Here is an 18,060-nt window from a genome sequence, read left to right as displayed (position 1 = left end):
CGGGCCCCCGCGCAGGATGCAGGGAGAGGAAGACACCCGCCGACCGGGCGGGCGCACTGGGCCCGCGCACTCGGGAGGATCCGCCGTGACCGTCAGTCTGGAGCAGTTGCGCCGCTGCCACTTCGCCGTCGACCTGGGCGCGGCCCGTACCCGGGTGTATGTGAAGGGCGCCGGACTCGTCGTCGACCAGCCCTCGGTCGCGGCCGTGAACACCCGCACCGGGGCGCTCATAGCCGTGGGCGACTTCGCGGAGCAGATGACGGGACGGACACCGGGATACATCCGGGTGGTCCGGCCCATCTCCGGCGGCACGGTGGTCGACATCGAGATGGCCCAGCGCATGCTGCGCCAGCTGCTCGGGGACCGGAGACGCCGCAACCTGCGCCGCAACCTCCGGCTGCGCGCGGCGGCCTGCACCCCGCACGACGCCGGTCCGCTGGCCCAGCGGGCCACCATCGAGACGCTGGTCGGGCTGGGGGCGCGCAGGGTCGAGCTGGTGGACACGCTGATCGCCGCCGCCGTGGGGTGCGGGCTGCCGGTGGAACGCCCCGAGGCCACGATGATCATGGTGTGCGGGGCCGCCGCGACCCAGGTCGCCGTCCTCTCGCTCGGGTCCATCGTCACCGCCGAGCGGGTACCGGTGGGCGGTGAGGCCGTGGACCACGCGATCGTGCAGCACCTGCGGCACGAGCACGAACTGATCCTGCCCAGCCAGTCGGTACGTCCGCTGCAGCTGGCCCTGTCCGGCAACGGGCTGACCCCGCAGGGGCCGGAGTCCACGGAGATCCACGGCCGGGACGTGGCCACCGGGCTCGCCCGCAGTGTGCGCGTCGACACCGCCGCCGTGCGGGACGCGATCCAGACGCCGCTGACCGCCGTCCTCGACGGCATCGGCAAGGTGCTCCGCGACTGCCCGCCCGACCTGGTCGCCGACCTCGCCGACCGCGGGATCACGATGGTCGGCGGCTCGGCGCTGCTGCCCGGCTTCGACCAGATGCTGCGCGAGGCCACCGGGATGCCGGTGCACATCGCCGAGCGGCCCGACATCTGCGCGGCCCAGGGCCTCGGCGAGATGCTGGAGGGCCGGATCGAGCCACTCGTACTGAACCCGCTGGCGGCCTGAGCGGAATCCCCCGAGGCGAGATCCCCTGACAGGAATCCGCCGGCCGGTGGCCCCGGGCCGGAATCATCTGACCGGAATCCCCTGGCCGGAATCCGCTGGCTGGTGGCCCCGGACCGGAATCAACTGACCGCAATCCCCTGACCGGTGGCCCCGGACCGGAATCAACTGACCGGAATCCCCTGGCCGGTGGCCCCGGACCAGAATCGGCTGACCGGAATCCCCTGGCCGGTGGCTCTGGACCGGAATCGGCTGACCGGAATCCCCTGGCCGATGCCCCTGCCCGGAATCGGCTGACCGGAATCCCCTGGCCGGAGAGCGACCCGTCGCTCAGTCGCCGGTCCGCGCCACCGACAGCACCGCGATGGCTCCGACCCCCATGAGCAGGTACCCGGAGCCGGTGAGCGCACCCGACGTCCCCAGCACCGCCACCCCGAGCGCGGAACCGGCCTGCCGTATCCCGTTGAGCGCGCCCTGACTCGTCGCCGCGTACTCCCCCGGCGCCGCGACGGCCACCGCCGCGGCCGCACCCGGGATGGACAGCGTGCCGGTCGCGGCCAGCGCCAGCTCCGCGGCCACGATCAGCGGCAGCGGCGGACGCCCGCCCGCCGCGCAGGCCAGCAGCGCCCCGGCGACGACGGCGGCGGCCATGCCGGTCAGCAGCACCGGCCGGGCACCGTGGCGGGCCACGAGCCGGCCGGTGAAGAACGGCATCACGCACACCGGGAAGGTCATCGGCAGCGCGGCGAGACCGGCGTCGAACGGCGTCAGGCGGTAGGCGTGCTGGAGCCATACGGCGAGCTGGTACAGGCCGCCGAAGTAGGCGAAGCAGGACACCGCGGCGGCCACCATCGCCGCCCGGACCCGCGGCAGGGCGAGCAGCGCGGGCGGCAGGACGGGCGCGGCGGCCCGGCGCTCCACGGCGGCCACCGCGGCGAAGCAGCCGAGCGCGGCGGCGAGCGGCAGCAGCGCCGCCGGCCCTTCCCAGCCCTGGATCCCGGCCTCGACCAGGCCGAGGGTGAGCAGCCCGAGACCGGCGGTGGACAGGACCAGGCCCGCGCGGTCCAGGGCGCGGCCGGTCCGTGCGGGCGGCGTGGGCAGCCGGCGGGCGAGGAGCAGCGCGGCCAGGGCGAGGGGCGGGTTGACGAGGAACACCAGCCGCCAGCCGCCGAGTTCGACGAGGGCGCCACCGAGCACGGGTCCGGCGGCGGCACCGAGCCCGCTGACCGCCGCCCAGGCGCCGATGGCACGGGTACGGCGGGCGGGATCGGGGTTCTGGTGGATGAGGAGGGCGAGGGAGGCGGGCACCAGACCGGCGCCCGCGGCGCCGAGCGCGGCCCGCCCGGCGATCAGGGCACCGGCGCCGGGCGCGAGGGCGCAGGCCACGGACAGCGCGGCGAACAGGCCGAGCGCCAGGGTGTAGACGCGGCGGGCGCCCCAGCGGTCGGCGATGACTCCGCCGGCCAGGAGCAGCCCGGCGAAGACGACCGTGTAGGCGTCGACGGTCCAGGGCAGCGCGGCGGCGGCCGGGTGCAGCGAGGTCTGGATGTCGGGGACGGCGACGTTGAGGATCGAGGTGTCCAGCAGGACGAGCAGATTGCCGGTGGCGATGCCGGCGAAGGCCGTACGGGACATGCCTCGGGTGGTCCTGCGCGAGGCAGGATCCGAGGCGGGATCCGAGGCGGGATCCGAGGCGGGTTCGGCGGCCTGCGTCCGCGGCGCGGCCGATCGGCAGGTGGGTTCGGACGTGGTCATGCGGGCAGCGTGTCCCGGACGGCGCGGTGCTCGCGACGCCGCACTTTCGATGGGGGCATCGGAAAGTCCGATGGATTGGTTACGCTGCCGTGGTGGACTCCCGCTATCTGCGCGCCTTCGTCGCGGTCGCCGAGCACGGCGGCATCTCCGCCGCCGCCCAGGCCCTGGGCTACGCCCAGTCCAGTGTGAGCGCCCAACTCCAGCGTCTGGAGGCGGACTTGGGGGTGAGTGTACTGGTGCGGACGGGCACCGGAGCGGTGCTCACCGAGGCCGGCGCCCGGCTGCTGCCGCACGCGCGCGAGTCGTTGGAGCTGGAGGAGCGGATGCGCCGGGCGGCCCGCGGCGACCGGCCCCGGCTGCGGATCGGGGCGCCGGAGTCACTGGCCCACGTGTGGCTGCCCGAGGTGCTGGCCGCACTGGAGTACGGCGCGGGCGGCCCGGGCACCGGCGCGGACGTCGTGCTGACGGTGGCCCCGCGCAAGCCACTGGAACAGGCCTTCGCGCAGGGCGAGTTGGACCTGATGTTCGAGTACGACAACGGCGTCCACCCGGTCCGCCCGCACGCGGTGGTGGGGCACTGCCGTACGGTGCTGGTGGCGGCGCCGGGTCATCCGCTGGCCCGGCAGGAGACGGTGACCGCCGGGCAGCTGCTGGACCACGACTTCCTGGTGGCCGAACGCCGCTGCACCTCGGAGATGCTGGTGGACCGCTTCGGCCGGGACCTGCTCGCGGGCGCCCAGCACAAGGTGCTCCAGGGCTCGATGGCCGCCCTGCTCCGCCTCCTCGGGCACGGCCACGGCATCACCCTGCTCCCGCACCTGACGGTCGCCCGGGAGCTGGGCGAGGGTGAACTGGTCGAACTGCCGCTGACCGAGCCCATCCGCCCGGTCGGCATCATCGCCCAGTGGCATCCCCGCCTGGGCGAGGCCGAACGTACCGTACGCACCCTGCTCGACCTGGCCCACCGCGCCGACCCCCTGCCGGAGGTGACGCGGGCGCGACGCGCGTCCTGACGCGGCTCTCACGGCACCGCACCCGGCGACGGACAAGTGCGGCACGGCGGCAACTCGCCCGGTCAGTACGGCAGGATGCGGCCCGAAGGCGTCCTGCGGTCGATCTCCCGGTCGCGCGGGGCGGCGGGGCGCCGGATGACGCGTACCCGGATGCGACGGTCCATGACGCCTCCCTCTGCCGAAGCGGCCCGGCGATCGACGCCGGTAGGGGGTGGGTGCCCACGACACGGGCTGTTCAAGCATGTACGGGTCAAGCAGTCGGCCGTATGCCGCTCTGAGCGAACAAGGTTTCTCGTCACGTCGGCGCGCTGGCACGAGCGACTTCTGCGTTCCGGTTTCACAGGGAGGGCACAGTCATCACGCGTGCGCGCAGGTTCCAGGCGGGCCACATGGTTTCGGCCATCCCACAGCAGGCCCTTGCCACCGATGGTGACTGTGCGCCTACAGTGCCCCCGTGTGATCCAAAGGTCCAGACCAGCCGTACGGATACACATGACCGCGCACGGGGGAGACAAGACAGCACGACGGCTTCACCAAGCCGGTCGACAGCGCTCGTGCTGTTCTCGCCACGTCCCACAACCAGTAACGGCGTTCCTGCCCGAGTACACGACCGGCGCGACCCCGGGCACCTTCCCCAGGGCCGGGGAGGCGCCAGTTGGTGAGGACCCATCATGCCCAGCAGAAGAACCGTCATCGGCTTGCCGGCGATGTTCGCGGACGTCTTCGGCGCGGCAGCCTGGTACATCGAGACCCAGGTCAACGCCTCCCCCGAGCCGGTCCGTGAGACGAGACAAGTCGAGGTGACGCAGTACGGCGTCGACCAGAGCCACGGACGCCGAATGGCGGTCGCCGAGTACGTCATCCACAACGACACCGCACCCGGACCGGACACCTACACCGTGACGTTCGGCTTCGGCGACGATCCCGCGGCCTTCACCAAGACCGTCGTCAAGCGCGTCGACGCCCACGACAGCTACACCGGCAGCGTCAGCATCCCCTGGGACCAGCTCGAGACCCTCGACGGGGTTCGTGTCCTCGGAGTCCAGCGTGACTGACCGGTCCGTTCCACAACTCCCTTGAGCTCCCGCCCCTGGCCTCCTGCGGGCAGGGCGGGCCGAGCCGGGCCCCGCGACCGGGGCACGGGACATCCCATTACCCAGGAGCGGGGGAAGTCCTGTCTTGAGGTCCAGAAGACGACACATGTCAGCACCCACCCAACCGCCCAAGCCCAGCCGAAGTGAACGGCCGCTGGCTCCGCCGGAGCGCGTACCGGAGTCGGCGAAGACCCTGGGCCAGGGCTGGAAGGCCGCCAGGGACCGGGCCGTGACCACGGCAGCGGACCCCTCGGGCTTCAACATCATCGTTGCGGACAGCACGCCGTCAGTGACCAACCATGCCTGACAGCCGACTTCGACACCCTGATTACCTGGCCGACTACCGACGTCTCAGCCTCGAATCGTTCCACCCCAAGGACGCCGGAACCACGGGCTACGCCCAGGTCATGGACCAGGAACTGGCCGACATCGGATACCAGGGCGCATAGTGCGACCTGACGGCCAGGGCGGTTCGGTGGTCATGGAGCGGATCAGCCGCTCCATGACCACCTGCTGCCTGACCATATTGATCGCGTTGGTCCTCATCCTCGCGTCCGGCCTCTCCTGGCTGTACTACTCCGACTGGCACGCGGGAAAGGTCGACGACGAACGCAGGCAGAGAGCCGTGTCGTCGATCCTCCGGCAAGCCCACAAGGCGGCCGACGACACTGCCCGCTCGCTCAACGCGAGCCACTCCAGCGATGCCGACAGGCTCACCGATGTGATCTGGAAGCACACCGGATCCCCGCTGATCACCTACGACACGTCCCGCCGCGCGTTCACGGCCCGGCTGTCCAAGCAGGTCATGTACGAGACGGCGGGAGTCATTCCAGGGGGAGGGAGTGACGCTGTGCGTCGGTGCCTCGACTTCACCTACAGCCGCCCGCACGGCCAGGCGTGGACGCCGAAGGTGACCGTGCGGGACGACGACGTGTGCAGGCCGGCCACGGACATCGGCTCCCAGTCCCGGCTGGCGGCCACGCGGATCGAGGGGATCGACGTACGAGAACTGACCCGCGCCGGGGTACAGAAGGCCCTCGACCCCGCCGGAACGCTTCGTACCCTCACCGTCAAAGGCGTGGCGCGCGGGGACGGCACGATCGCGGTCTCCGTCCTGATCTCCAGCCACGACGGAACGGCGAGCCAGTGCTACCGCATCACCCGCTCCGCCCCCGCCCCCGGCCCCGGCCCCGGCCCCGGCCCCGGCGCAGCCCATCCCTCCGTCACCGAAGCCCCCACATCTTCCTGCTGAGCCCGTTCCGAGGCACACAGACCAGTCAGCGCATCGCGGCGCGTTCGATGCGGGCAGCCGTTGGGTTGTCGCGGACGGTGGTCCGCTGGTCGCGCCAGAGCGAGATGCCCAAGCCGGTCAAGGCCACTCCGGTCGGAACGGCCAGCGGCCGGTTGAACGACTCCGGAAGTACCGCGAGCGCGACGGTGGCGACGGTACCTGCGGCGAGGAGGGCCGCAGCCCACCGGGCGAGGACGCGCGCCCGGAACAGCGCGATACCGAACAGGCATCCACCCGCGAGGTAACCGACGGAACTGAGGACGAAGACCGTCCGCATGGCGCCGATGCCGTGCGTGGCGGTGCCGCCGAACGCGACGGCGAGGACGTCTTTGACGTAGCCGGGCGCGGTGTGCGCCAGCGAGGGCAGAACCGCAGCCGCGACGATCTCGATGCTCAGCATGAGCAGATAGCCGCCGGCGAACAACGCGTAGCCGACGAAGCCGAGTATCCCTGCCTGCCGGACCTGTCGCAGGTACATGCCGGTGATGCCGGCAAACGCCAGCGCGGCCATGAGCGCCTTTGCGACGCTGCGGACGACCCAGTCCGCGGTGGTGACCGACGAGACGTCCATGGGTGGGTGGTTGACCTGGACACCGATGAACAACAGTCCGGAGATCGCGGCAGAGACGGCCGCGGCCCGCATGAGCTTCGTGGCGGTGATGGTCATGAGGGGTTCCTTGTCCCTGGTGGGTTCTGACGCCGAGGTCATGCCGCACACCTCCTGCGGGTGTACGACGTACACCTTTTCGGTGGTCGAACGCTAGGTGTACTCTGTACACCTGTCAAGGCTGGACACCGGTCAGGCCGTGGAGGACCCGATGCAGGACACCGCTTCAAGCGCCGGCCGGGAACGGCTCAACCGCGCCAGGGTGTTGCGCGCGGCCGTCGAGTTGGCGGATGAGGGTGGCTTCGACGCGCTCACCATGCGCAGGCTGGCGGCGCAACTCGGCGTCGTGCCCATGGCTCTCTACAAGCACGTGGCGGACAAGCATGAGCTTCTCGACGGCATGGTCGACCTGGTCTTCGCCGAGGTGGAGATACCCGTGGACGTCGACTGGCGTACGGCCCTGCGCGCACGTGCGTCGTCGATGCGGCAGGCGCTGCTCCGGCACCCGTGGGCAGTCGGCCGGATGGAGACGGGCACTCCGGGGCCGGCGAACCTGTCCCACCACAACGCCGTGTTGCGATGCCTCCGCCACGACGCGGGCTTCCCGTTCCGCATGGCCGTGCACGCGTACAACCTGATGGACGCCTACATCTACGGGTTCGCCCTCCAGGAGAAGAACCTCGCCGGCGACATCCCGGCGGAGGCGGCGCGGCGGCGCGAAGCCGTCGCCGACCGGCAGCCGTCGGAGATCGACGACTACCCCTTCCTCGCCGAGGTGGTCACGGAACTGGCGAAGACGGGGTTCGACTTCGCCGACGAGTTCCAGTTCGGACTCGACCTCATCCTCGACGGCCTCAGGCGAATCCGCGAGCAGTCCGGCGGTGACGAAGTGCCGGGTCCGCCCGGTCGGTGACCAGCCCTGCGCCGTGCGCGGGATCCACTGGATCTCCGCGGCGTGAGGCCCGGCTCTCCCGCTTCTGCGCGGCGGCCGGTTCCCGTTCCTCCGGCGGTGTCCTCGGGCGGGTGTCGAGACTCGTCATGGGCGGCCGGCACACCGTTCAATGGCACCACTGGAATTCGAGGCGAGATCAACGGACGGGCGCGCATGACCACGTACGGCACGATGCTGATTCCCGTACCGCTCGAACAGGCGGCCCCCGTCCTGCGCGAGGTCTGCGCAGCCGGCTACGCGACTCCAGCCGGGCCTGGATTCTGCCTCGTCCATCCGGACCGGTCCGTCGACGACAACAGTGTCTTCGCGCTCGCCGGCCCGATCAGCGCCGAGTCGGGCGCCCCGGTGCTGGCCACCTTCCAGTACGACGGCGACCGACTCGAGTTGGAGGTCTGGCGGGACGGAGTGCGCGCCCACCGCTACGACTCCTGGCCGGACCGGGACGATGACAGCGCCGACGACGCGCCCCTGGGGGCTGACCCCACTGCGTTCCTGGACTTCGCCGCCGGTCCCGTGGACAGCCACCGCTTGGCCTCCGCGCTCGCGGACACCCCGATCGACGTGCAGGACATGGACGTCGACGGCGAACCGGGCGACGTCTGGGCCCAGGCCCTGCACTGGGACGTGTTGCGTGCGCTCGGCCACCCGGACCAGGTGATCCGCCGCGCGCAGTGGGACTACTTCCACATGCGCGCCGCGCCGCAGGCGCTCGCGGAGGTGCTGACTTCGCCGACCTCAAGCGCGCCTACCCCCCGGCCGACCACGAAACCACTGTGAGCGCGCCCGGCGCCGCGGAGAGAAAGCAGCTTCCTCAACTCAAGTCGAGCCAGAGGACATCGGGGCGCGACCGGCCACCTTGGAACTCACTGTGACGCGCCTCACGAAACCGGAGAGATTCTTTTCCTCTCTTACCTGGAATTGACCACCATGCCATTGTGAAGCACCTGTGACGAGTAAATGACCAGGGTTTGACGGTTCCTTGGGCGACCTGATTACATGATCCAGCCGTCACAGGAGAGCGAATCGGGGGATGAAGCTCGAGGCGAAGTATCCATGGCCTCGCGACTGCCATGTTCCTGATCCATTCCCTGCCGGACGTCACCGCAGGAGAGCTGGTTTTCTCTGTCGGTGCCGCCCAGCGGCGGCATGACAAAGGGGTGCGCCGCCCTACCAAGACTGACGCACCCCGCGGCTGCCATGCAGCCAACCACTCGATCAGAGCAGTATCTGGAGAATACATGTCTGCTGTTACCACCTCCAAGAAGCGCCTCGTCGCGGCCGGTGCCGCCGTCGCCGGTCTGGCCGCGCCGTTCACCCTGGCGCTGTCCGCCCCGGACGCCCTGACCAGCTACTTCGGCCTGTCCACCGTGGCCGCCAACCGCGTGTTCGACGCCATCGAGGCTGGTACGGACGTCGCCACCGCGCTGTCCGTGCTGGGCGGCGTCACCGCTGCGGGCGGCCTGGGCCTGTGGATGCTGAAGAAGGCCATCGCGGCCGGCGGCAGGCGCGCCGTCATCGCCTGACCCCCCATCAGCAGGTGAACCCTCGCGCGGCCCCGGAATGCCCGGGGCCGCGCCCCGCGAGTTGCGCAGTCGGGATGCCCGGTGCGCATCCGAGAAATACGGGGAGAGCCGTGACAGCTTTTATGGCTTCGATGCTGCGGCGCCAACGATTGACTCTTCTGTCTGGTCAGATCCTGTGGCTCAGCTGCCTCGCGTGCGGAATTGTTTTCGCCGATACCGCGTCGCAGCCCGTTCGCGTGGCCCCGAAAAGCCCGGGCCTCGATCTTTTCACGGAAATTCTGACGAACAACTGTGGAATCGCGGCTGTGGCGTTCAGCGGAGTCGTCACCTTCGGGCTCGGTGCCGTCGCGGTCTCGCTCTTCGCCGGCCTCAGCGGTGGTCTGTTCCTCGCGCACGCCTACGCCCTGGGCGCCGCGCCCTTCGCGCGGACCGTGCTGCCCCACGCAGTGGTGGAGCTCCCCGCGTTCGGCGTGGCCGTCGCCGCCGGACTGGCCCCTGCGGTGACCCTGGTGCGCTCCGTGCTGGCCGGTCGCAGAACCCGGATCAGCGAAAGTCTTGTCGATGCGGCAGCCCTGCTCGGGCTGTCCCTGGCCATGCTCGTCGTGGCCGCGTGCGTGGAAACGTGGGTGAGTACGAGGTGAACTCCGAACTGGCCACAGCCAGTCCGCACAGGGACACGCTGCCGGGCATGGCGCCGGAAGGCGATGCGCCGGCAGAGCGGAATCATCCCCCGGCCGCCCGGCGCCGGACCTTCCGGCTCCTCACCCTCCTGCTCGCGCTGGCGATGCCGCTGGTCAACCTCACCCTCCTCGACCAGTACCGCGAAGGCGTGATCCGGCGCGTCCCGCACGCCGACGCCGCACCAGTGAAGGTCGGCGTCGCCTCGGCCTGGGTGTTCGGCTCGGTGCTCAACGCGCTCGGCATGCTGTTCGTCGTACTGATCGCCGGTGCGGCCGGTGCGGCTGCCTGCCGACTCGCCGGAAGCCAGGGTGCTTTCGCCGACGACCGGGCCCTGCTCGGGGTCGCTGTCTCGGGCTTCCTCCTCGGCAAGCTCCTGCTGCTGACGCTGGGCTCGGTGCTGTTCTCCCTGCCGACCGCCGATCACATCGCGGCGGTCCTCGGCGGTGTGGACCCGTCCATGGCGGTACTGGCAGCCGCCTGCACATGCGCCGTACGGCACTCCGCGCGGCTTTCCTGGCCGCGCGGCACGGCCTGTGCCCTGGTGCCGACCGCTCTCCTCGCGGTCGTCTGCCTGGTCGCATGAGGCCGGAGGGATCCGCCCCACACACCATCCCGCAGCTGCCCCCCCCACGAGGTGATGGTGGCATCCCCGCAGCTGTTCCGGTCCTCTCTCTCCCCCCACGAAAGGAAGTCCATGTCGGCCTCGTCCCAGCACAAACCCCGCCCCGCGATGACGATTGCCGGCGGTCTGGCTGCGGCAGCCGCCGTGCTGGCCGTCGTGCGCGGAGTCTGGTACCGCGTCACCCGGGACGCCACCAAGGCCGCTGTCGAGCAGGCTCCGCAGATCTCCGGCGACGCCCGGGCCGGAGTCCTGCGCACGCAGGACCTGTTGAACTGGGGCTGGTTCGCGGCTGCGGCGCTGCTGGTCGTGCTCGCGGTCCTGGTGGCGCTGGCGTCGTTCGGCACCTGGCTGCTGTTCGGGCTTTCCGCTCTGCTGTGTGTCCCCCTGGCAGTGGCCGGCTGGCGGCTCCCGGCCGCGCAGGGGCTGGACGTCGTGGCCGTGGCTTTCGTCGTGTGCGTGGCAGCGGCGAGTGCCGTCGCACTGCTGTGCCGACGGTCCGCCTGATCGAGCGGGACCGAGTGATGCGGCTTCAGACTCAGGCCGGGACACCGGGCGGCCGGGCGGCGATGTCCGGTCGGAGGTATGCCTGGCGGGCCGGCCTCGCCGTGCTGGAGGCCGACCTGCGGCGCCGGCGCAACCGTCTTCCGGGCTACCGCGGGCTGTCGGCCCCGCTGCGCACGTTCGTGCTGGTCGTCGGGGCAGGTGGGCTGCTGATCGTCGGCACGCTGATGTGGAGCATCAGTGCGGCCCTGGGCCGGGCGTTCCCGCCGGACGGATCGGCTGCGTCTGTGGTGGCGGGCGTCTGCTGGATCGCGGCGCTGGTGGTTCTGGCCGCCAACCTCCTGGCGGCGCGGCCCTCCGAAACCCGGCAGCTGCTGGAACCCGCCGACCGGGGCGCGTTGCTGGCCTGGCGTGTCCCGCCCGGGGCGATCTTCCTCGCCCGCTTGTGGGCGCCGCACGTCGCGGGCGCCTGCGGGGTGTTCACGGCGGCGGCCCTGGTCGCCGTACCGTGGCTGTCGGCGTCCGCGACCGGCGTCCGCCTGCTGCCGTCCGTCCTGCTGACGGCAGCGGGCACCGCTGCCACGGGTGTCCTGGTGCGCGTCTGCGCCACGGCTGCGCCGGCCACCTCCCGCGGGGCGGGTTCCCTCGGCCGTAGGGCCGCAGGTGTGGTGACGGCGGGTTTCGCCGCCGGCTACCTTCTCTCCCCTCTCCTGGCGGGTGTTCTTCCGTCCTCCTCTGTGGCGCCCAAGGCGATGTCCGCCGCGGTGCGGCACACCGTCTCCGACATCCGCCCCGCCCTGTGGGACACGCTGTTCCACCCCGGACATCTGGGCTGGATGCTGCTGTTCTGGGCGGCCTCGACCACCGTCCTGGGCGTCCTGGCCCGGATCCTGCTGCACCGCGCCGCGCGGCACAGCGCGCTGCACCCGCGCGGCCCAGCGGCCCCGGCTGCCGACGTACGCCTTGTCTCCCGCACGCTGCACACACGGGGACTCGTCACCGCGGTCGTCGTCAAGGACCTGCTGTCCGCCCGGCGCCGCCCCGCGGCGGTGACCGGCCCGCTGCGCCGCGTGTGTGTGCTCGGGCTGGGCCTCGCCGCCCTCGGCTGCGGCGTACGCATGCGGTACGGCGCCCGTCTCCCGTGGGAGCTTCCCGCCCATACCTGGGGCACCGCGGCGGCGGTGACGCTGTACCTCGCCGTGTCCGGCGTCGTCGCCCAGGTCGCGGGTGTCGAGGCCGAGCACCGGTCCATCGAGGTGTTGCGCCAGGCGCCCGTCCCCTTCGGCCGCATCCTCGTCGGCAAGATCGCTGCGTGCGCCGCCGTGGCGGCACTGCCGGTGGTGCCCGCCTATCTCGGGCTGCTGCTCGCCGCCGGTGGCCCCCTGGTTCCCAGCACGTTCCTGGCACTGCCGGTCGCGCTGCTGGCCGGAAGCTGCGCGGTGGTGGCGACGGCGTTCCTCGTGCCTCCCCCCGAGCGGTTCGACGACGAGCGAGCAGGCCGTTCCGGTGTCGCCGAGACGGTCGAGGGCGTACTCGCCGCGCTGCTGGCGTCCCCCACCGCCCTGGGCCCCCTGCTGCGCAACGCGACCGGAGCCCACGGTGGCACCGCGCTCGCCATCGACACCGGAGCACACCTCGCCGCCCTGCTCGTGCTCAGCACGGGACTGGGCGTGCTGGCCCGCCGTGACCCGCACTTCAGGAAGGCAACACCGTGATCGAGGTCGCATCCGTCACCGTACGCTTCGACAACCACACAGCCCTCAGCGAGGCGTCCTTCACCACGGCGCACGGCGAGTTCGTCTGCCTGGTCGGCCACAACGGGTCCGGCAAGACGACGCTGCTGAGGCTGCTGGCCGGACTGGCCGAACCCAGCACCGGCCAGGTACGCGTCGCCGGTCACGCCGCGACCGATCCGTCCGCGCGGACCGTCCGGGGATTCGTCCAGGCCGAACCTCCCCTGTACGACTTCCTCACCGTCCGGGAACAGCTGTCCTTCGTCTGCCGGCTGTACGGCGTCCCCCTGCGATCCGCTCTGGAGCGGCTGGAGCACACCGTGCTCGCCGACCGCCACGACGCACTGGTCCGGGAACTCTCCCTGGGCATGCGCAAGCAGCTCGGGATCGTCGCGGCCACCCTCCACGACCCGGCCCTGGTCCTCCTGGACGAACCCGCCAACGCTCTCGACGCCGCAGCGGTCGGCGCGCTGCGTACGACGGTGCGCGACTGGCGCGCCCAGGGCAGGACGGTCGTCCTGTGCACCCACGATCTGGCCTGGGCGGACGACCTCGCCGACCGCCTCCTCGTCCTCCAGCGGGGACGCGTCGTGCACGACATACGCGTGGCGGACGAGACCGTCACCGCGGCCCTGCGGCGCCTGGACCCCACCGGCATGCTCACCCGCCCCGAGGCACACGGAGCGGAGGCCCTCCGATGACCTCCGCCATCCCTCGCCCTCGCCCCGCGGACGCCTCCGCGGCACCGCCGGCCGATCCCGCCGTACACGTCACGGGCCTGCGACGCGCGTACGAGGGCCGCGCCGCCCTGCGCCACCTCGACCTCACCGTGCCCGCCGGGTCGCTCACCGCCCTCGTCGGCCCCAACGGATCAGGCAAGACGACCACCATGCGCATCCTGCTCGGGCTGGACCGGCCCGACGCGGGCTCGGGCACCGTCCTGGGCGCTCCGCTGACCCGCCCTGCCCGGTACCTGCCGGCGGTCGGCGCGCTCATCGAGCAGCCCGCTCTCTACCCCCGGCTCACCGGCCGTACGAACCTGAAAGTCCTCGCCGAACTCGCCGGTTGCGGCGACGACAGCATCCGCCGCGCCCTCCGCCTGACCGGCATGGAAGAGCAGGCCGACCGGCGCGTGGCCGCGTACTCGCTGGGCATGCGGCAGCGGCTGGGCATCGCCGCGGCCCTGCTCACCGAGCCGCGCCTGCTCATCCTGGACGAACCCACCAACGGCCTCGATCCGGTCGGCACCGCACAGCTGCGCACGCTGCTGCGCGGCCTGACGTCCGACGGGATCACGGTGCTCATATCGAGCCATCAGCTCAACGAACTCGACGCGCTGTGCGACCACTTCGTCTTCCTGCACCAGGGCGCCACCCGCTTCCAGGGGGACCGGGACGCACTCGCCGCCTGCCGGCAGCCGGTTGCCGAGACGGCACCGGAACGCACGGACCAACTGGCGCCGCTGACCGAGGCCTTCGAAGCGGCCGGCTACCGCGTACGCCGAGAGGCGGACCGCCTGCTGGTCGACGCGCCGCCGGACCAGGCAGGCGCCCTCAACCGCGTCGCAGCCGCCCAGGGCATCACCCTGGCCCATCTCGCGGTGCGGCACCCCACGCTCGAAGAAGCCTTCTTCTCTGTCCTCGGTCAGGAACCGCAGTGCTGAACGCCGTCATCCGCGCCTACCGCAGCGAACGCGTGAAAACCCTCCGCCCCCGCCTGCTGGTCCCTCTGCTCACCGGCACCTGCGCACTGGCCGCCGTGGCGGCGGCGACCACGGTCGTCCTCACCCGCTCCGGAACGACGAGCGGCGGGCCGCTGAGACCCCTGCAGACGGCCGCGTCCCTCCTCTGCCTGATCCTCATGGCAGTCGCGGCGACCTCCGTGACCAACGAATACCGCCACGGCACCTGGCGCACCCTGCTCGTCCGGCTGCCCAGCCGGCCCGCACTGCTGCTGGGCAAGGTGGCCGGACTCGCCCTGCTCGCCCTCCTGGTGGCCCTGACCACCTCTCTGACCACCGGTACGACCACGTGGATCACCGCCGGCCTGCGCCGCCTGGACACCTCCGCCTGGGCCACCGGCGCGGCCTGGCTCGACTGCCTCTCCGTCTCCGTGCGCGTGCTGGCGGCCCTGACCGTCGCCACGGTGTACGGCGCCGCAGCAGGCCTGCTGATGCGCAGCGCCGGGGCAGCCCTCAGCGTCATCTTCACCTGGATCCTGGTGGGCGAGTCCGTCCTCACCGCCGTCGCCGCGTCGCAGGGCTGGACCGTCTCCGGCCGGCTGCCCGGCTCCTGCCTCACCCGGCTCGCATCCGACCCGCACTGGGCACCAGCAGCCCTGTCCGCCACCGCGTGGGGCGCCCTGCTCCTCACCGCGAGCATCTGGCACCTCACCCGGACGACCAGGCTCACGTGAAGCCCGGCACGTGGTGGCCCGCCACTCACCGAACGGGGCCTGATCGAGGTCGACTTCGCCACGGAAACCGCCGTCGTGGTCCGGGCGCCCCACCGCTGCGCCGGATGTGATCGTGGAGGTGGCCCACCGGCTGTACGGCGGCGCCGCCCTCCGGCCCCTGTGGGGTCCCTGGATCTTGAACTGGGCGGGTGAACGAGGGTCGCCGCCTCGGCGTGGCGACCAGCGCTCTTTCGACTTCGCAGGTCAGATCGTTTCTGCACTGACCTGCGCCTGGTGGGGCGGGTGGGACTCGAACCCACGGCCGACGGATTATGAGTCCGCTGCTCTAACCGGCTGAGCTACCGCCCCATAGCGGCGTGTCGCGTACAAGTGTGCGCGCCGTCTGCCGCAGCATAGCCGCTCATACGATCTCCTGCTCTCGGATGGTCGGCTTCCGCGCTGCTCATGACCTTGAGGACATCGGCGCTGGCGCGGCGGTTCCCGCGGGCATGAAAAAGGACCCCCAAGGGGCCCTCGTTCATCGCGCTCCCCCGACTGGACTCGAACCAGTAACCTGCCGGTTAACAGCCGGCTGCTCTGCCAATTGAGCTACGGAGGACCGAAGCTCCCCCGACTGGACTCGAACCAGTAACCTGCCGGTTAACAGCCGGCTGCTCTGCCAATTGAGCTACGGAGGATCGCCTCGATTGCATCGAACGTACCTACCCGGGTATTCGCCAGGGGGCGGGCGCTCGCTGCGACACATACATTAGCGCAAGCAGGGGGGTGCTCCGCCAATCGGTTCCCCCGGCGCCCACGTCGCACCAGCAGACCAGGCAAGGGAAGGGTGGCAGCCATGCGCTACCGGCTCACGTTCGTCGCCGGACTGGCCCTCGGTTACGTACTCGGCACGAGGGCCGGACGCGAGCGCTACGAGCAGCTGAAGAAGTCCGCTCAGCGGATCGCGCAGAACCCCGCCGTGCGCAACACGGCCGAGACCGCCGCCCAGCAGGGCCGCCAGTACGCCGGCAAGGCCTTCCACACGGTCAGCCACAAGGTCGGCGACCGGGTCCCCGCGACCGTGGCCCAGCGAGTGAGGTCCCTGCGCGAGCGGAACCTGGACGGCACGCCGGAGGACGACTGGGGCACCAGCAACACCTAACCGGGGCACCAGCGGCACCCGGGGAACAGGTCCCGCGCGCGCAGTCGACACCGCATGGCCGCCGATGCTGCAAAATTCCATGCATGGGGATAGTCGCCGGCTTGGACAGCTCACCGGATTTCACGCGCATCGTGGTCTGCGACACCGACACCGGTGCCGTACTACGGCAGGGGTATGCCCCGCACCCGGTGGAGGGCCGGCCCAGCGACGTGGATCCGCAGGCCTGGCTGCTCTCCCTCGGCGAGGCGGCCGGCGGCGGCCTCCTCGAGGGCGTGCAGGCGATCGGCGTGTCGGCGCAGCAGAACGCACTGGTCCCGCTGGACGCCCAGGGCAACACCGTGCGCCCGGCGCTGGTCGGCGCCGACAAGCGGGCGCAGGTCGCGGCGGCGGATCTCATCGACGCGCTCGGCGGCCGGGAGGCCTGGGCGCAGGCCGTCGGCTGCGTGCCGCAGGCCGCCCAGCCGGTCACCAAGCTGCGCTGGCTCGCCAAGAACGAGACCGAGAACGCCCGGCGGACGGCCGTACTGCTCCAGGCGCACGACTGGCTGGTCTGGCAGCTGCTCGGGCGGCCCGTGCGCCGGACCACCGACCGCGGCGGGGCGTCCGGCACCGGGTACTGGTCGGCCGCCACCGGCGCCTACCGGCCGGATCTCGTGGAGCTGGCGCTCGGGCACCAGGCGATGCTGCCGGAGGTGATCGGCCCGTCGGACGCGGCCGGTACGACCCCGGAGGGGCTGCTGATCTCCGCGGGGACCGGGGAGACCATGGCCGCCGCGTTCGGGCTCGGGATCGGGCTGGGGGACGCGGTGGTGTCCCTCGGCGCCTCCGGGTCCGTGATGGCCGTGCACCCCGAGGCGCTCGCCGACCAGTCCGGGATGATCACCTCGCTCGCCGACGCCACCGGCATGCACCTGCCGGTCGTCACCACCCTGAACGCCGTACGGACCCTGCGCGGGACCGCCGAACTCCTCGGGCTGCCGGACCTGGAGAGCCTGTCCGAGCTGGCGATGAAGTCCACGCCGGGCTCCCACGGGCTCGTGCTGCTCCCCTATCTGGAGGGTGAGCGGACGCCGAACCTGCCGCACACCGCCGGGACGCTCGCCGGGCTCAGGCGCGAGTCGATGAAGCCCGAGCATCTGGCGCGGGCCGCGTTCGAGGGCATGCTGTGCGGGCTCGGCGACGCGCTGGACGTGCTGCGCGGGCGGGGCGTGGACGTGCGGCGGATCTTCCTGCTCGGGCCGGCCGCCGAGCTGCCCGCCGTACAGGCCTCGGCGCCCTCGCTGTTCGGCGCCCAGGTCGTCGTGCCGCAGCCCGCGGACTACGCGGCGATCGGCGCGGCCCGGCAGGCGGCCTGGGCGCTCGGCGTGTCGCAGGGCACCCTCGATCCGCGTACCCCGCCGGCCTGGCAGGGCGCGGCGGCGCAGGTGCTGGAGCCGGGCGACGAGCTGGCCGTGGGGCAGGCGGTGCGGCAGCAGTTCACGGCGGTGCGGGAACAAACCCACCCGGGGGCGTTCCGCGGGTGAGACGTAGGGCCGGCGGACGAGACACCGTCGGTCCTTGGTCCGCTGTCGGGTTAATCGGTTGAGGTAACGCGGGTGGAGTGTCCGACGAT

20 protein-coding genes and 3 tRNA genes are annotated in these 18,060 nt (G+C 71.7%); 18 read left to right on the top strand and 5 right to left on the bottom strand.

The window, feature by feature from the left end; all coding sequences use genetic code 11:
* The first annotated feature begins 85 nt into the window (after nucleotides 1–85).
* The gene (locus ABB07_RS26525) at nucleotides 86–1,123 is read left to right on the top strand and encodes a rod shape-determining protein (RefSeq protein WP_208901053.1); all 1,038 of its coding nucleotides are present in this window, start codon (nucleotides 86–88) and stop codon (nucleotides 1,121–1,123) included.
* Between the two features lie 327 nt (nucleotides 1,124–1,450).
* Here ABB07_RS26525 and ABB07_RS26520 read toward each other — a convergent pair whose 3' ends face one another.
* Nucleotides 1,451–2,875 carry an MFS transporter gene (locus ABB07_RS26520; protein WP_244189535.1) on the bottom strand — a complete coding sequence of 475 codons (1,425 nt, stop codon included), beginning with the start codon at nucleotides 2,873–2,875 and terminating at the stop codon, nucleotides 1,451–1,453.
* 92 nt (nucleotides 2,876–2,967) lie between these two features.
* On the opposite strand from ABB07_RS26520, the gene ABB07_RS26515 reads away from it, so the two are divergent.
* The 5 genes from ABB07_RS26515 to ABB07_RS26495 all read left to right on the top strand — a co-directional run bounded on the left by ABB07_RS26515 (nucleotide 2,968) and on the right by ABB07_RS26495 (nucleotide 6,234).
* On the top strand, nucleotides 2,968–3,888 hold the full coding sequence (locus ABB07_RS26515) for a LysR family transcriptional regulator (RefSeq protein WP_208901052.1): 921 nt from the start codon (nucleotides 2,968–2,970) through the stop codon (nucleotides 3,886–3,888).
* Nucleotides 3,889–4,559: 671 nt separating this feature from the next.
* Nucleotides 4,560–4,943 carry a hypothetical protein gene (locus ABB07_RS26510; protein ID WP_208901051.1) on the top strand — a complete coding sequence of 128 codons (384 nt, stop codon included), beginning with the start codon at nucleotides 4,560–4,562 and terminating at the stop codon, nucleotides 4,941–4,943.
* Between the two features lie 145 nt (nucleotides 4,944–5,088).
* Nucleotides 5,089–5,289, top strand: coding sequence for a hypothetical protein (locus ABB07_RS26505; protein ID WP_208901050.1), 201 nt, complete (start codon nucleotides 5,089–5,091; stop codon nucleotides 5,287–5,289).
* Nucleotides 5,282–5,431 (top strand): hypothetical protein, encoded by a 150-nt coding sequence (locus tag ABB07_RS26500; RefSeq protein WP_208901049.1) that lies wholly within the window; start codon nucleotides 5,282–5,284, stop codon nucleotides 5,429–5,431. Before ABB07_RS26505 ends, ABB07_RS26500 begins: the two co-directional genes overlap by 8 nt.
* The gene (locus ABB07_RS26495) at nucleotides 5,431–6,234 is read left to right on the top strand and encodes a hypothetical protein (RefSeq protein WP_208901048.1); all 804 of its coding nucleotides are present in this window, start codon (nucleotides 5,431–5,433) and stop codon (nucleotides 6,232–6,234) included. Before ABB07_RS26500 ends, ABB07_RS26495 begins: the two co-directional genes overlap by 1 nt.
* A 25-nt stretch (nucleotides 6,235–6,259) precedes the next feature.
* On the opposite strand, the gene ABB07_RS26490 is transcribed toward ABB07_RS26495, so the two are convergent.
* On the bottom strand, nucleotides 6,260–6,940 hold the full coding sequence (locus tag ABB07_RS26490) for a V-type ATP synthase subunit I domain-containing protein (protein WP_208901047.1): 681 nt from the start codon (nucleotides 6,938–6,940) through the stop codon (nucleotides 6,260–6,262).
* A 151-nt stretch (nucleotides 6,941–7,091) separates the two neighbouring features.
* Here ABB07_RS26490 and ABB07_RS26485 point away from each other — a divergent pair, with 151 nt between their 5' ends.
* The 10 genes from ABB07_RS26485 (at nucleotide 7,092) to ABB07_RS26440 (ending at nucleotide 15,307) form a co-directional block, all read left to right on the top strand.
* Nucleotides 7,092–7,793: a TetR/AcrR family transcriptional regulator gene (locus ABB07_RS26485; RefSeq protein WP_208901046.1), complete on the top strand. Its 702-nt coding sequence runs from the start codon at nucleotides 7,092–7,094 to the stop codon at nucleotides 7,791–7,793.
* A gap of 192 nt (nucleotides 7,794–7,985) precedes the next feature.
* Entirely contained in the window at nucleotides 7,986–8,609 is a 624-nt protein-coding gene (locus ABB07_RS26480) for a hypothetical protein (RefSeq protein WP_208901045.1), read from the top strand.
* A gap of 461 nt (nucleotides 8,610–9,070) precedes the next feature.
* Nucleotides 9,071–9,355: an uberolysin/carnocyclin family circular bacteriocin gene (locus ABB07_RS26475; protein ID WP_208901044.1), complete on the top strand. Its 285-nt coding sequence runs from the start codon at nucleotides 9,071–9,073 to the stop codon at nucleotides 9,353–9,355.
* A 110-nt stretch (nucleotides 9,356–9,465) separates the two neighbouring features.
* Entirely contained in the window at nucleotides 9,466–9,996 is a 531-nt protein-coding gene (locus ABB07_RS26470) for a stage II sporulation protein M (protein WP_208901043.1), read from the top strand.
* Nucleotides 9,997–10,043: 47 nt separating this feature from the next.
* Nucleotides 10,044–10,619 carry a hypothetical protein gene (locus tag ABB07_RS26465; protein ID WP_208901042.1) on the top strand — a complete coding sequence of 192 codons (576 nt, stop codon included), beginning with the start codon at nucleotides 10,044–10,046 and terminating at the stop codon, nucleotides 10,617–10,619.
* Between the two features lie 111 nt (nucleotides 10,620–10,730).
* Nucleotides 10,731–11,162: a hypothetical protein gene (locus tag ABB07_RS26460; protein WP_208901041.1), complete on the top strand. Its 432-nt coding sequence runs from the start codon at nucleotides 10,731–10,733 to the stop codon at nucleotides 11,160–11,162.
* 17 nt (nucleotides 11,163–11,179) lie between these two features.
* Entirely contained in the window at nucleotides 11,180–12,874 is a 1,695-nt protein-coding gene (locus ABB07_RS26455; RefSeq protein ID WP_208901040.1) for a hypothetical protein, read from the top strand.
* On the top strand, nucleotides 12,871–13,593 hold the full coding sequence (locus tag ABB07_RS26450) for an ABC transporter ATP-binding protein (RefSeq protein ID WP_208901039.1): 723 nt from the start codon (nucleotides 12,871–12,873) through the stop codon (nucleotides 13,591–13,593). The genes ABB07_RS26455 and ABB07_RS26450 overlap by 4 nt, the downstream gene beginning before the upstream one ends.
* Nucleotides 13,590–14,555, top strand: a complete 966-nt coding sequence (locus tag ABB07_RS26445) for an ABC transporter ATP-binding protein (RefSeq protein WP_208901038.1) — start codon at nucleotides 13,590–13,592, stop codon at nucleotides 14,553–14,555. The genes ABB07_RS26450 and ABB07_RS26445 overlap by 4 nt, the downstream gene beginning before the upstream one ends.
* Entirely contained in the window at nucleotides 14,549–15,307 is a 759-nt protein-coding gene (locus tag ABB07_RS26440; RefSeq protein ID WP_208901037.1) for an ABC transporter permease, read from the top strand. The genes ABB07_RS26445 and ABB07_RS26440 overlap by 7 nt, the downstream gene beginning before the upstream one ends.
* A gap of 271 nt (nucleotides 15,308–15,578) precedes the next feature.
* On the opposite strand, the gene ABB07_RS26435 is transcribed toward ABB07_RS26440, so the two are convergent.
* From ABB07_RS26435 to ABB07_RS26425, 3 genes are all read right to left on the bottom strand, one after another.
* Nucleotides 15,579–15,655 (bottom strand) — tRNA-Ile (locus ABB07_RS26435).
* 177 nt (nucleotides 15,656–15,832) lie between these two features.
* Nucleotides 15,833–15,905: transfer RNA gene (locus ABB07_RS26430), tRNA-Asn, on the bottom strand.
* A gap of 6 nt (nucleotides 15,906–15,911) precedes the next feature.
* Nucleotides 15,912–15,984 (bottom strand) — tRNA-Asn (locus tag ABB07_RS26425).
* A 158-nt stretch (nucleotides 15,985–16,142) separates the two neighbouring features.
* On the opposite strand from ABB07_RS26425, the gene ABB07_RS26420 reads away from it, so the two are divergent.
* Together ABB07_RS26420 and ABB07_RS26415 are read left to right on the top strand one after the other, a co-directional pair.
* Complete coding sequence (locus tag ABB07_RS26420; RefSeq protein WP_208901036.1) at nucleotides 16,143–16,448, top strand: YtxH domain-containing protein; 306 nt, start codon at nucleotides 16,143–16,145, stop codon at nucleotides 16,446–16,448.
* 83 nt (nucleotides 16,449–16,531) lie between these two features.
* Nucleotides 16,532–17,971 carry an FGGY family carbohydrate kinase gene (locus tag ABB07_RS26415; RefSeq protein ID WP_208901035.1) on the top strand — a complete coding sequence of 480 codons (1,440 nt, stop codon included), beginning with the start codon at nucleotides 16,532–16,534 and terminating at the stop codon, nucleotides 17,969–17,971.
* Nucleotides 17,972–18,060 lie beyond the last annotated feature (89 nt).

Source organism: Streptomyces incarnatus, assembly GCF_001027185.1.
Lineage (GTDB): Bacteria > Actinomycetota > Actinomycetes > Streptomycetales > Streptomycetaceae > Streptomyces > Streptomyces puniciscabiei.
Note: the sequence above shows the minus strand (reverse complement) of the source record. Positions and strands in the feature narration are given on the sequence as shown.